The organism is Xanthomonas sp. LMG 12461 (genome assembly GCF_009192935.1).
GTDB lineage: Bacteria > Pseudomonadota > Gammaproteobacteria > Xanthomonadales > Xanthomonadaceae > Xanthomonas_A > Xanthomonas_A sontii.
In genome coordinates this window covers 1-12,480 of the sequence record NZ_NQYT01000064.1, presented here as the reverse complement: position 1 = coordinate 12,480, position 12,480 = coordinate 1, and the positions used below count along the sequence as shown (strand labels likewise).

The window sequence follows — 12,480 nt, the reverse complement described above, 5'->3', positions numbered from 1 at the left end:
ATGCCGGAACATGGCGTCGTCGGTGCCCGGTGGGGCATGGAACGGAGTGCGCGCTTACTCGGCCTCATCGAACAGGAACACCTGCTCGATGCTGTGCGCGAACAGCCGCGCGATACGGAACGCCAGCGGCAGGCTCGGATCGTACTTGCCGGTCTCCAGCGCATTGATGGTCTGTCGCGACACGCCCAGCCGCTCGCCCAGTTCGCCCTGCGACCAGCCGTGCGCCTCGCGCAGTTCGCGGATGCGGCTGTTCATTGGTAGCGGCGCGCGTTCGCGACCTTGACCACCCCATAGGTCATGCACAGCGCAGGAAACACCCACAGCATCGCGCTCGAGGCCGGCACCGCGATGACCTGCGCCGCCTGCAGGAAGCCGGCGGCCATGTAGACGCCACAGGTCAGGCCGGCGGCGATGGCGATGGATTCCAGCTCGATGCGCCGCTGCAGTTCGTCGGAGTCGCGCACGAAACGCGCCACCGCGCGGATCACCAGCGCCAACGTCAATGCCGGCAGCAGTGCGACCACCACGCGCAGCCAGTGCGCGTCGACGCTGTCGAGCAGGCGCTTCCAGAACAGCATCACCACCACGTAGGCGCCCATCGGCGGGAAGAACTCGCGGTAGTAGCGCCGCGCCAGCGCCCGCGGCGCGCTGTCGGCCAGGCTGCCCCGCGACCACCACAGCAACAGAGCCATGAACAGGCCGCCGATGCCGACGCCCATGCACACCCCACGCAGATAGTCGCTGCCGCCGAGCGGCAGCCAGGCCCCCACCGCCAGCAGCGCCAGACTCACGCACAGCACCACGATCGCGTTGCGCCTGCAGTTGCCCATCATCTGTCCCCGATACTCAGCCGATCCCCGATCCGGCACCCTCGCGGCTGCCGCGTATGCCGTGCCGCCCCCCTGTCAAGCACGCTTGACAGGAGAATGCGCGCGCCAAGGTCGGCTGTCAAGCGTCCTTGACAGACAAAACGAAATCACCGGCAAGCCAGCGTAGCGAGCTCCTCTCCCGCCGGGAGAGGGGTTGGGGTGAGGGGACGGGCGCGAAGCGCGCTCGACGCTTCGGAAACACGCAGCTTCGCCCTGGACGGACCTGCAGGTGAAGCGGTCGCGGCTGAAGCCGCGCCTACGCGGGATGTCCGGCGCCGACAGCGGCCGTTACTTGCTGCTGACGTACTTCTCGCGGCGGATGTGCTGCACCGGCAGGCCAGCCTCCTTCAGCGCATCGAAGCAGGCATCGACCATGTTCGGATTGCCGCACAGGTAGGCGATGTCGCCTTCGGCCTGCGGCGCGAACTCTCCCAGGAACTGCTGCACGTAGCCATGCCGCACGTCCGCATGCGGCGCCTCCGGCAGCTCGCGCGAGAAGCACGGTACGAAGCGGAAACCGGGATGCGCATCGGCGAAGGCGCGGAATTCGTCGCCGTACAGCAGCTCGGCCGGGGTCCGCGCCCCCAGCAGCAGCACCACTTCCACGCCGCGCTCGGCCATCGCCGCTTCCAGCAGCGGCAGCATCGAGCGGTACGGCGTGACGCCGGTGCCGGTGGCGATCAGCAGATAGCGACGGTTGCTGTCGCCCGGCTGCAGGCAGAAACGTCCGTACGGGCCGCTGGCGCAGATCTGCCCGCCGATCTCCAGGCCTTCGAACAGCGCGGTGGCCGCGCCGCCGGCGACAAAGCTGACCGCGATCTCCACGGTGGCATCGGCCGGTTGTGCCGGATCGTGACGCGTGGCCAGCGAGTAGCTGCGCTTGGTCGCGGTGCCATCGGCATAGTGGAAGTGCACCTGCACGAACTGGCCGGGCACGAACGGCAGGGGTTGGCCGTCATCGCGGACGAAGCGGTAGTGGCCGACGGCCGGGGCCAGCATGTGGCGGTCGACCAGTTTCAGCGGGAATTGGGCAGGCACGGAGATGCAACAGTCTGTGGCCGGGGGCGACCCCACGAGGTCTTCTATAATAACGGCTGAACTTCTCCTGCGCCGTCGATGCGGCGCGAAGGCCCGCCTTGACTCCCGCACCTGCCCTTTCTCCCCAGACGCCGGCGCCCGCCCTGCGCGTGCGCGACCTGCGCAAGACCTACGACAACGGCGTGCAGGCCCTGCATGGCGTGTCGCTGGACGTCCTGCCCGGCGACTTCTTCGCCCTGCTCGGCCCCAACGGCGCCGGCAAGTCGACCCTGATCGGCATCATCAGCTCGCTGGTCAACCTCAGCGCCGGCCAGGTCGAGGTGTTCGGCACCGACCTGAGCAGCCAGCGCAGCGCGGCGATGCGCCTGATCGGCCTGGTGCCGCAGGAAATCAACTTCAACCTGTTCGAGCAGCCCTTCGACATCCTGGTCAACTACGCCGGCTTCTACGGCATGCCGCGCGCCGAGGCCGAACGCCTGGCCGAAGTGGAACTCAAGCGCGCGCACCTGTGGGAAAAGGCCCAGGTGATGAGCCGCACCCTGTCCGGCGGCATGAAGCGGCGGCTGATGATCGCTCGCGCGATGATGACCCGGCCGCGCCTGCTGATCCTGGACGAACCCACCGCCGGCGTGGACATCGAGATCCGCCGCGACATGTGGCGCGTGCTGCGCGAGATCAACGCCGCCGGCACCACCATCATCCTCACCACGCACTACTTGGAGGAAGCGGAGAGCCTGTGCCGCAACCTGGCGATCATCGACCGCGGCCGCATCGTCGAGCAGGGCCCGATGCGCGCCCTGCTGGCCAAGCTGGACGTGGAAGGCTTCCTGCTGGACATCGACGGCGAGTTGCCGGCGCAGTTGCCGGCGATCGAGGGCACCACCCTGCTCGCCCTGGACGCGCACACCCTGGACCTGGACATGCCGCGGGCGATGGACCTCAACCGCGTGTTCGCCGCATTGGGCGACGCCGGCATCCGCGTGCGCTCCATGCGCACCAAGAGCAATCGCCTGGAGGAACTGTTCGTGCGCCTCACCGGCGAGCACCGCGATGCCGCTGCGGCCACGACCGGCACGGCCACGCCGTCCGCCACTCCCTGATGCCCCCACGGCGACGACCATGACCACCCAGACCGATTCCACCCTTCCCGTTTCCGACGCCACGCCCGCCCAGCGCAACTGGGTCGCGCTGGGCACCATCGTGCGCCGCGAGGTCAAGCGCATCCTGCGCATCTGGGGCCAGACCCTGGTGCCGCCGGCGATCACCATGACCCTGTACTTCCTGATCTTCGGCGGGCTCATCGGCTCGCGCGTGGGCGACATGGGCGGCTACAGCTACATGCAGTTCATCGTTCCCGGCCTGGTGATGATGAGCGTGATCCAGAACAGCTACGGCAACATCAGTTCCAGCTTCTTCGGCGCCAAGTTCGGCCGCCACGTCGAGGAACTGCTGGTCAGCCCCATGCCCAACTGGGTGATCCTGTGGGGCTACGTCGCCGGCGCGGTGCTGCGCGGGCTGATGGTCGGCGTGATCGTGCTGATCATCGCCATGTTCTTCACCCCGGTGCGCATCCCGCACCCGCTGGTGACCCTGACCACGGTATTGCTGGGCGCCACCATTTTCTCCCTGGCCGGCTTCATCAACGCGGTCTACGCGAAGAAGTTCGACGACGTGGCGATCGTGCCGACCTTCATCCTGACCCCGCTGACCTACCTGGGCGGCGTGTTCTACTCGGTCAAGCTGCTGCCCGGCTGGGCCGAGGCCGCCACCCACGCCAACCCGATCTTCTACATGGTCAACGCCTTCCGCTACGGCCTGCTCGGCAGCAGCGACGTGCCGGTGTGGGTGGCCTACAGCCTGATGCTGGGCTTCGTCGCGGTGCTGGCGGCGCTGGCGCTGTGGCTGCTGCGGCGTGGGGTGGGGTTGCGGAGCTAAGCCAATGCCCGGGCCCGCTGCGATCGGGGCGGCGCCGCTCGAGGCGCTCGCGAACCTTCCAGAATCGCGGGGTCTTCACAGGCAATCGTCGGTGAGAGGACGCAAGAGCCGAATGCAATGCGCCGTATGGACCCTGGCTTGCGTTGCTCGGCGCTTTGGCGGGCACACGCGATTGCGCGTGCTACAACCTCCTTCCTGCCAATACGTTTTTGATCGGGAAACAAGGCGCTACATGCGTGGCACCAACGTTCTCCATCGTGTGCAAGGCTCCTACAGGCAGAACGACCGGCATGCGGAAAGCGCAAGCCGAGCGCCGTACGCGTCCTAATGACGCCGTTTTGCCGAAAGCCGTCCGGCCAGGCCATGCGGCGTCGATCAGACCAGACAACAAGGAGATCATGCCGATCTCGTAGCATGACATCCGACGCGACGCGTCTTGGCGTTGCGACACCGCTCAATTGAGTCACGCAGCCATGCAATGCGTGCACCCCAGCGCTTGATGCACGAAAACAAGCGCAAGAAATACGTGACGGGCAGCACAATCAAAAAGGAATCGCATTTGACGCTACGGCGCCTTTGGTGTCTTATGCGCGAGCACGTAGCCGTCACATTCAGCGTACAACATCAGCTTGCTGGCCTACGGCACATGCATTGGTTGGTGCCATTCACGCACATCTGCGCGACAAGGACAGGAAAACCGGCCAGCCAGATTAAACAGGATTTACAACAGCGACAAGGAGAGCACGTGAAGTCGACAGCATTATTATTTCTAGCTTTTTCTTTTTCCGGAGTCGAAGCCGCGGGGGCGCAGTCGATCTGTAGCAACGACGAATATGTCGTAGCATACATACAGGCCAGAGAGAACGAGTTCAGCTATTTGGACGGCCTCAACGACAGCCAGCTCAACCGCCTCCATGAGTTTTACTCCAATGCCGCGTCCGCAATTCAGGACCAGATCATCGCCGAGGATGATTCCGAAACCGAATACAGTCCATCGTTATCCAACGTCGCCAACATCGCAACCATCATAAATGCGAACGACGAATCCGAATCGGTCCGCGGAGTGCTTGGAAGTTTTTCCAATTACGTCCTCACCTATGAGAACGCCAATCTACTGAACAAGGCATTTCAGGAGATCGAGACACTAAAGCTCGCATCCACCCCAGGGCCTCGCGCCTTTTCCTTGTCGGAAATAAACGACCAAAAATACCGAAAGCTGGTCAGGGATCACTTGAAGAGCAAGGGATGCTCCGTCGATTTGAGCAAAGACTACTCTCTCCCGCCGCACAGTGCGCCGCAGACTCAGATTTGCAAAAAAGTTCCATCTTTTTGCCAATAAAGGAGAGAGCCATGAAGCCATCGACACTAGTTTCGCTCGTTGCGGCGCTGTTTTCTGGGCCACCGACTCCGCGCTGGCGCAGACCTGCGACGCCCATCCGATCCTTCCCCTCTATGAGACCGTCAAGGAACAGGACATTCCAGCACTGGACGACTTGTCGGACGCGGACAAGACGGTGCTGGAAGGCGTCTACGCCACCGCGCAAACCGTGGTGACGGAGTATGCGCAACACAAGCTGGGAAGCCCTGTTCCTACCGAGATCATCAACAACCTTCCGAACTTCAAGAAAATAATAGAAGGCGACAACCTGGAAGGAAGCCTCGGAATATATTCCAATATCGTCGGAGCGATAAGCCCCAGACTCGGCGAGATCCTGCCGAATATGTGGAGGGAAACGCTCACGGCATTGGGTGGCATCCCGGTCACGACAGCGGAACTGGAGGACGCGAACAACCGCAAGATCGTTTCAACGCAATTGAAGAAGGACGGGTGCACAGGCACGTTGACACTCCCTCCCTATCGATCCCCGCCACCAGCCACTCCTCTCTACTACGGCGAGGCGGACTTTTGCGATCAGGCCTCCTATCAAACCAGGTTCAGGCAAGGCGATCCCGAGTTCGAAGATTTTGGAAAGTCCGATTTCAAAGGTGGACAAGCCTCCTGTAGCTATATTGGAGGTAAGGCCAAATACACTGTCCACGGGACACCGTACTACACCATCTGGGGCTCGACCGTAAACACAACCGTTTACATTGCACCCAGCGAATCTAGGGCCTTTGAAGAGTTCGAGAAATATCAAGAAGCATTCCGCTGCGCAAAAGTGACGAACGACGCCGGCAAGTTGTTATGCGCAGGGGAAATCGAAGGAAGGTACGACTTGGCTGTAGTCCACAAGAATGCACTGGTCGTCATCTCAGGATCTTTCGTCAAGGAAGACCAGCCGACCGATCTATCGTCCGCATTTCCCGCACTGGCAACGGAGACATTGCAGCGTCTGATCGCAAAATAATGCATTGATTTTCAAGTAGCGGCGCCCCCTACAAAACAAACGGCACCAGATGCACCCGGGCGTGAGTGCCCAAAGCTGTTTACGAGTAGTGCCCATCAGCGCTTGATGTGATCGGCCAGGATCAGTTCGACACGCCGAATCCATGCATGCCTGCAAATCCTGGCGACGTTCCGGATCCTGGTGGATTCACCACCAGGATCCCGGAGCAGCGCCAGATCCAGCGTGTCGCCTGGTCCGCCCTATGCGCTGACCTTGGCGAAGAAGGCCCCTGCTGGATAGTCGCCCGGCAGGCCTGGGGCATACCCGCTCCCCGCATGCGCTGGCCGTTACACTAGTTTGGTTCGTCCCCCGACAAGGAGTATCTGGGTGAAAAGAGCAGTAGCCGCGACGTTGGCCCTGGCCGTCATCGCAAGCCTGAGCGCCTGCAAGAAGCATGAGCAGCCGGCGCATCCCGACGATCAGGCGACGCCTCCCGCGGCGACCGCCAGCGCGACGCAGGACGCGTCCACGCAACACGCTGCCGCCAGCACGGCCTTCGACCCGGCCAGCCTCCCGGTGTCCGACGTCCCGCTCGGAGATTTCCCCTATATCGCGCTGCCCACCGGCTATGTCACCGGCAGTACTCCCGATATCGCGGACTTCGACCAAGTGCCGTTCTGGACCGGCGATCGGCTGCAGCCGGTCGAGGGCAGGGTCTGGTCGGCGCACATCGATGCGGCGCAGGGCAAGACCTTCTCAGACCTGGAACTGTCCCGCAACATCAAGGCCGTGGTGACCGCACTCGGCGGCAAGAAGATCTTCGACGGCCGTATTCCCGAGGCCGCCACAAAAAAGATCAACGAATGGCCGCGCGATTTCGCAATCAAGTACAACAGCGGCCTAGGCGACATCTGGAACAACCCGGCGCAGGTCTTCGTCGTGCATCGCGCCGACCGCGACATCTGGATCCACCTGTGCAGCTACCAGTTCGGTGGCGGCCTGCTGATCGCCGAGACCAAGCCGCTGCAGGTCACCGCCAGCCTGCTGCCGGCCAGCGAACTGAAGACGCAGATCGACAAGACCGGCAAGGTGGCCCTGCACGTCAACTTCGCCACCGACAAGATCGACATCCTGCCCGATTCGCAGCCGCAGATCGCGCAGGTCGTGCAATTGCTCAAACAGGACGCCGCGTTGAAGCTGGCCGTCAACGGCTATACCGATGGCACCGGCGATGCCGCGCACAACAAGACGCTGTCGGAAGGACGCGCCAAGGCGGTGGTCGCCGCGCTCGTCGCGCAGGATATCGATGCGTCGCGTCTGACCGCGGCCGGCTTCGGCGATGCCAACCCGGTGGCGGACAATGCGACCGAGCAAGGCAAGTCGCAGAACCGCCGCGTCGAGTTGGCGAAGAAATCTTAAACTCGCTTTAATTTTTATTGCATTTGGCAATATCCTCGCATTCGGGTAGCTTCAACAAATCTATCTCAATGCGTCCACTCACACCTTGACTTTTCGAAGTAAGCTCACCAAGGCTTAGCCATGCAAAAAATAAAATCCTCATCCAAATATCGGGTCGGCGGCACCAATTGCTTAGCGGAGTTCAGGGTCACAATCGGCCCTTAGGTATCGCGAACTCCAGTGAGGCAGATAACATTGCGACACCACCTCAAAATAATATGCACTTGCGGCGCCACCGCCATTTTTACCACCCAAAAGAAATGCAATTATATTAATTGATTAGAAATTTGCATCATTCCAAATTGACCATCAAAGGGTCACCATGAATGCATTGTATTTGGCAGCGTTTTTTGCCATTCCTTTATCCATGAATGCTAAAGCAAGCTGCGTAGATCACCCTGCCCTCGTTGCATATAAATCTGCACGCCAAGTCGAGCTTCCTGGCCTTGACGCCTTGACAGACACAGAGCACGACCGATTGGAAAGCTTTTATGAAGACGCCTGGACCGCAACAGTCGACCAAGTGACTTCAGCAGAATATGGAAAGACTTCCGTTGACATCCCAATTATATACAACAAGTCTAACATTGATGCGGTACTAGCTGGACAAGAGCTCTACGGCACGATTGGAATTCTTGCGGATTCGAGCTTGTCTATATTGACAGCTAGCGAGCTGATGCAAATAGCTGATGATTTAGACGAAGCGCGAAAAGCTTTGACTGGCATCGGTCAAACATTTGCTGAATACAACGATAAAAAATACAGAAAGTCCGTCGCCAGTTCACTTTTGACAGCTGGCTGCCCCTCAGACCTAGCCATAGATTATGGGCTTGACCCATGGAAATCAAAATCTACAAATTGACATTGAAATCATTGTGCATAGATGACATTTATAAGGAATGGTAAATGAGAAATGCCGCATTGCTAGTGGTCTTTACAGCGTTAAATTTTGCAGGATCAGCTAAAGCTCAAGACTGCGAGCAGCATCCTGTCCTAGATAGCTATAAGCAGGCTAGAGACTTTGACCTACCCTCTTTAGAAGATTTAACAGGGATTGACAAAGAGGCACTAAAAGCAGCTTATACAATTCTGGAAGATACCGTTGTCAATTATGCATCAACAGTAACCAACAATCCTGTCCCTCCAGACCTACTCACAAATTATTCAAACTTCAGAAAAATAGCTCAAGGCGATAAGTTAGGGGGTGGCCTTGGGATATACAGCAATGTGGTCGGAAAATTCAGCCCTGCTCTCGGCGAGGCACTTCCAAACATGTGGCGAGGGTCAATAGATGGTCTTTCTGGGAAGGGCAACTCGTATCCTCTTAGAGAAGATGCTAAGAATCGCTTGCAGGCAAACAAATCTTTAGCTGCTAGCAACTGTAAAAGATTAACCCTGCAGCCGTATAGCAATGACCCACCCCAGTCCGATTATTATATTGCAAAGAATGGGCTATGCGAAGAAATAAATCTTTCTTCTTTGAAGGGTCCAGCTACCGTTGTTGCAGCGGACTTTAAGACACCTAATGAATGCAGATACGAGGCTGCTAAGCCGCATTACCCAGATGAAGCTGGCGTGCCAGCGGACTATTATGTAAATGCAGTGCTACAGACTGAATTGCACACATCCAAGGAAGGAGCGCTTGATGCGTGGAAACAACGCGAAGGCAATGAAGTTTCGGCCACATCACCCTCGCCGTCAGGATCAAAATTAAAAACCATCACCATCAACAACTTCACCACATCAATATTTCTACATGAAAATCTCATCGTAACGATTAGCACCATTAAAACTCCCAATCCAGCCAGCTTGGTTTCACAGCACTCCGCATTCGCAGCCAAAGCGTTCAATCATCTGCGGAATTTCCAATAACCATTTAGCAACCGATGTTTGTGCCACTCTTGAGCTTGAGCAAATTAACTATGAATCAGCACACCCATGTGAATTTGATATTAATATTCTGCGATTAATTTAGTTCCAAGGGAGAAATCCGAGTTAAGATGAATCCGTTTGACTCAACTGTTGCTGCCGTCTTATGCGTATCCTGATTCTCGGAGCCGGCGCGACCGGCGGTTATTTCGGCGGACGCCTGGCCGAGGCCGGCGTCGATGTCAGCTTTCTGGTGCGACCACCACGGGCCGCACGCCTGCAACGCGACGGGTTGCGCATCCGCAGCCCGCGCGGCGACGCGGCGATCGCGGTGAGCACGCTCACCGCCGAGACGCTGCACAGCGCGGCGCAGGCGCGGCCGTTCGATCTGGTGCTGCTGAGCTGCAAGGCCTACGACCTGGAAAGTTCGCTGGACGCGGTGGCACCGGCGGTCCACGACGGCACCAGCGTGCTGCCGATCCTCAATGGCCTGCGCCACTATGGGGCGCTGGATGCGCGCTTCGGTGCGGAGCGGGTCGTCGGCGGGCTGTGCTTCATCAGCGCGGTGCTGGATGCCGACGGCGCGATCCAGCACCTGGCCAAGCCGGCCTCGCTGACCTTCGGCGAGCGCGACGGCCGCGGTGCAGACAGCGCGCGCGTGCGCGCCCTGGCGGAGGCCTGCGCGCGAGCCGACGTGGACCATCTGGCCACGCCGCGGATCGCGCAGGAGCAATGGATCAAGTACACCTTCCTCACCGCGCTGGCTGCGGCCACCTGCCTGATGCGTGCGCCGATCGGGCGTATCGTCGCCAGCGACGATGGGGTGACGCTGGTGCGCGGCCTGTATGCCGAGTGCACGGCGGTGGCCGCGGCGGCCGGCGAGCCGGTGCCGGAGGAAGCGCAGGCCAGTGCGCTGCACCTGCTGACGCAACCAGGCTCGCCGATGAAGGCGTCGATGCTGCGCGACCTGGAAGCCGGGCAGCAGGTGGAGGCGCAGCAGATCGTCGGCGACATGCTGGTCCGCGCTCGCGCCGCCGGGCAGGACGCGCCGCTGCTGATGGCGGCGTACTGCCACCTGCAGGCGTACCAGGCCGGCCTGCCCGCGCGCTGATGGTTGCCGCGGAAAGCCGGTGCCGCGCGCAACGCGCTCCTGCCCTGCGCGCACCAGCCACGGTGCTCCGGGAAATGCCGTATCCGCGCCGTCCCAAGGGCGGCGCTGCATCTTCGCGCGCCGCTGACGCGCCTGGCGCCTATGCTCGCCCACCATACAGGGGGCAAGCGACGGGCACGTGCATGGAAAAACTGTTCCGCGGCGGGCATTTCCTCATCATCCTGCTGTTCCTGCTGTGCGCGGCCGGGCTGATCTGCATGGCCGTGCTCGAGCTATGGCATGGCCTGACCCCGGGCGGCGAACTGGTGGTGCGCGACCGCTTCAACGTGGTGCTGGAAGCGATCGGGCTGCTCACGGTGGCGCTGGTGACCCTGGAACTGGGCCAGACCATCTACGAGGAGGAGGTGCAGCGCGACGTCAAGGTCAGTGGACCGACCCGGGTGCGTCGCTACCTGTCGCGGTTCTTCGTGGTCATCGTCATCGCCCTGGCGATCGAGACCCTGGTATCGATCTTCGAACTGATGCACGACGATCCGTCCAAGCTGCCCTACGCATCTGCCGTGGGCCTGTGCGCGGCGCTGCTGCTGGTCGCCTGGGGCGTGTTCGTCAAGCTCAACCGCAGTGCCGAGGAACTGGAGCCGGAAGCCATGGCGGAGGCCAAGCGCGAGGACGCGCAGGTCGATTGAGAGGCCGTAGTGCCGCCAATGGCGTTACCTGCGCAGCAGCGGCTTCACCCGCGACGAATGCAGAGTAAAGCCGACTGACACCGTCGTGCGTCGGGACTGAAGTCCCTCCCACAAGAAGACGCCAACCCACGCCGTCCAGGATCTCCACCGGCGCATCGGCCGGCACGGTCGCAGAGGATCGGCATGGCCACCGGACCATCCGCCGCGACGCGTTGCCCGGTCGCGGCTGAAGCCGCTCCCACAAAAGACGCGTACAGCCAAGCGCGCTTTTACGGATCCCCAATCCCCAATCACGAATCCCCAAACACGAAACCCGCCGCGTCGACGTACTCAGCTCGGCATCGGCAAACGGAAGAATGTTCGCGCGGCAGAAGTGCTGGCCGCGGCGACAGTGGCCACATCCTCACCACGGTCGCGCGCCAGCTCCTCGACGATGTGTGCGAGGAAAGCCGGTTCGTTGCGGCGGTCCTTCGGCGTCGGCTTGAGCGTGCGCGGCAGCAGGTACGGTGCATCGGTCTCGATCATCAGGCGCTCGGCGGGAATGTGCTTCACCAGCTCGCGCAGGTGCGCGCCGCGGCGCTCGTCGCACAGCCAGCCGGTGACGCCGATGTACCAGTCGCGATCCAGGTAGTCGAACAGTTCCTCGCGGTTGCCGGTGAAGCAATGCACCACCGCCGGGCCGAGCGTGCCGTCGAACTGGCGCATCAGCGCCATGAAGTCGGCATGGGCGTCGCGCTGGTGCAGGAACAGCGGCTTGCCGGTGTCCACCGCCAGCTGCAGCTGCCGCTCGAACGCGCGGTGCTGCGCCGGCCGCGGCGAGAAATCGCGGAAGTAGTCCAGGCCGCACTCGCCCACCGCCACCACTTCGGCATGCGCATGCAGCGCGCGCAGTTCGGCGTCGCATTCGGCGGTGTACTCCACCGCGTGATGCGGATGCACGCCGGCGGTGGCGTACAACACGCCCGGATGCTGCTGCGCCAGTTGCAGCGCCAGCGGCGAGTGCTCGCGGCTGGCGCCGGTGACCACCAGTTGCGCGACGCCGGCGGCGCGGGCGCGCTGCAGCACGGCGTCGCGGTCGCGGTCGAAGGACTCGTGGGTGAGGTTGGCGCCGATGTCGATCAGGGTCATGCGGTTGCGCGGGAATCAGCCGGGACAGCAGCCAATTGTACGGGCCACGCGCCTGTCGC

The 12,480-nt window shown here is 61.4% G+C and carries 13 protein-coding genes; 9 read left to right on the top strand and 4 right to left on the bottom strand.

Annotation, left to right across the window (positions count from 1 at the left end):
• Nucleotides 1-54: 54 nt before the first annotated feature.
• The 3 genes from CEK68_RS16705 to CEK68_RS16695 all read right to left on the bottom strand — a co-directional run bounded on the left by CEK68_RS16705 (nucleotide 55) and on the right by CEK68_RS16695 (nucleotide 1,868).
• Nucleotides 55-255 (bottom strand): helix-turn-helix transcriptional regulator, encoded by a 201-nt coding sequence (locus CEK68_RS16705; protein WP_010340539.1) that lies wholly within the window; start codon nucleotides 253-255, stop codon nucleotides 55-57.
• A complete protein-coding gene (locus CEK68_RS16700; protein WP_152247285.1) occupies nucleotides 252-830 on the bottom strand; it encodes a hypothetical protein in 579 nt (192 codons plus the stop codon). Before CEK68_RS16700 ends, CEK68_RS16705 begins: the two co-directional genes overlap by 4 nt.
• 327 nt (nucleotides 831-1,157) lie before the next feature.
• Complete coding sequence (locus tag CEK68_RS16695) at nucleotides 1,158-1,868, bottom strand: FAD-binding oxidoreductase (protein WP_255424694.1); 711 nt, start codon at nucleotides 1,866-1,868, stop codon at nucleotides 1,158-1,160.
• Between the two features lie 137 nt (nucleotides 1,869-2,005).
• On the opposite strand from CEK68_RS16695, the gene CEK68_RS16690 reads away from it, so the two are divergent.
• From CEK68_RS16690 to CEK68_RS16650, 9 genes are all read left to right on the top strand, one after another.
• The gene (locus tag CEK68_RS16690; RefSeq protein ID WP_152236813.1) at nucleotides 2,006-3,007 is read left to right on the top strand and encodes an ABC transporter ATP-binding protein; all 1,002 of its coding nucleotides are present in this window, start codon (nucleotides 2,006-2,008) and stop codon (nucleotides 3,005-3,007) included.
• A gap of 19 nt (nucleotides 3,008-3,026) precedes the next feature.
• The gene (locus CEK68_RS16685; RefSeq protein WP_017907701.1) at nucleotides 3,027-3,842 is read left to right on the top strand and encodes an ABC transporter permease; all 816 of its coding nucleotides are present in this window, start codon (nucleotides 3,027-3,029) and stop codon (nucleotides 3,840-3,842) included.
• 478 nt (nucleotides 3,843-4,320) lie between these two features.
• Nucleotides 4,321-5,181 (top strand): hypothetical protein, encoded by an 861-nt coding sequence (locus CEK68_RS16680; RefSeq protein ID WP_152240044.1) that lies wholly within the window; start codon nucleotides 4,321-4,323, stop codon nucleotides 5,179-5,181.
• Complete coding sequence (locus CEK68_RS16675) at nucleotides 5,132-6,190, top strand: hypothetical protein (RefSeq protein WP_152240043.1); 1,059 nt, start codon at nucleotides 5,132-5,134, stop codon at nucleotides 6,188-6,190. The genes CEK68_RS16680 and CEK68_RS16675 overlap by 50 nt, the downstream gene beginning before the upstream one ends.
• Nucleotides 6,191-6,526: 336 nt before the next feature.
• On the top strand, nucleotides 6,527-7,588 hold the full coding sequence (locus CEK68_RS16670; protein ID WP_226977925.1) for an OmpA family protein: 1,062 nt from the start codon (nucleotides 6,527-6,529) through the stop codon (nucleotides 7,586-7,588).
• Nucleotides 7,589-7,949: 361 nt separating this feature from the next.
• Complete coding sequence (locus CEK68_RS16665; protein WP_152240042.1) at nucleotides 7,950-8,489, top strand: hypothetical protein; 540 nt, start codon at nucleotides 7,950-7,952, stop codon at nucleotides 8,487-8,489.
• A gap of 44 nt (nucleotides 8,490-8,533) precedes the next feature.
• A complete protein-coding gene (locus CEK68_RS16660; RefSeq protein WP_152240041.1) occupies nucleotides 8,534-9,499 on the top strand; it encodes a hypothetical protein in 966 nt (321 codons plus the stop codon).
• Between the two features lie 163 nt (nucleotides 9,500-9,662).
• The gene (gene panE, locus CEK68_RS16655; protein ID WP_152240040.1) at nucleotides 9,663-10,607 is read left to right on the top strand and encodes a 2-dehydropantoate 2-reductase; all 945 of its coding nucleotides are present in this window, start codon (nucleotides 9,663-9,665) and stop codon (nucleotides 10,605-10,607) included.
• Between the two features lie 182 nt (nucleotides 10,608-10,789).
• Nucleotides 10,790-11,293, top strand: coding sequence for a hypothetical protein (locus tag CEK68_RS16650; RefSeq protein WP_010340560.1), 504 nt, complete (start codon nucleotides 10,790-10,792; stop codon nucleotides 11,291-11,293).
• Between the two features lie 330 nt (nucleotides 11,294-11,623).
• Here CEK68_RS16650 and CEK68_RS16645 read toward each other — a convergent pair whose 3' ends face one another.
• Nucleotides 11,624-12,421, bottom strand: coding sequence for a TatD family hydrolase (locus CEK68_RS16645; protein WP_152240039.1), 798 nt, complete (start codon nucleotides 12,419-12,421; stop codon nucleotides 11,624-11,626).
• Nucleotides 12,422-12,480: the final 59 nt, after the last annotated feature.

Coding starts and splice junctions, on each gene's coding strand:
- CEK68_RS16705 (WP_010340539.1), bottom strand. CDS start 255: ATGAACAGCCGCATCCGCGAACTGCGCGAGGCGCACGGCTGGTCGCAG.
- CEK68_RS16700 (WP_152247285.1), bottom strand. CDS start 830: ATGGGCAACTGCAGGCGCAACGCGATCGTGGTGCTGTGCGTGAGTCTG.
- CEK68_RS16695 (WP_255424694.1), bottom strand. CDS start 1,868: ATGCTGGCCCCGGCCGTCGGCCACTACCGCTTCGTCCGCGATGACGGC.
- CEK68_RS16685 (WP_017907701.1), top strand. CDS start 3,027: ATGACCACCCAGACCGATTCCACCCTTCCCGTTTCCGACGCCACGCCC.
- CEK68_RS16680 (WP_152240044.1), top strand. CDS start 4,321: ATGCGTGCACCCCAGCGCTTGATGCACGAAAACAAGCGCAAGAAATAC.
- CEK68_RS16665 (WP_152240042.1), top strand. CDS start 7,950: ATGAATGCATTGTATTTGGCAGCGTTTTTTGCCATTCCTTTATCCATG.
- CEK68_RS16660 (WP_152240041.1), top strand. CDS start 8,534: ATGAGAAATGCCGCATTGCTAGTGGTCTTTACAGCGTTAAATTTTGCA.
- panE (WP_152240040.1), top strand. CDS start 9,663: ATGCGTATCCTGATTCTCGGAGCCGGCGCGACCGGCGGTTATTTCGGC.
- CEK68_RS16650 (WP_010340560.1), top strand. CDS start 10,790: ATGGAAAAACTGTTCCGCGGCGGGCATTTCCTCATCATCCTGCTGTTC.
- CEK68_RS16645 (WP_152240039.1), bottom strand. CDS start 12,421: ATGACCCTGATCGACATCGGCGCCAACCTCACCCACGAGTCCTTCGAC.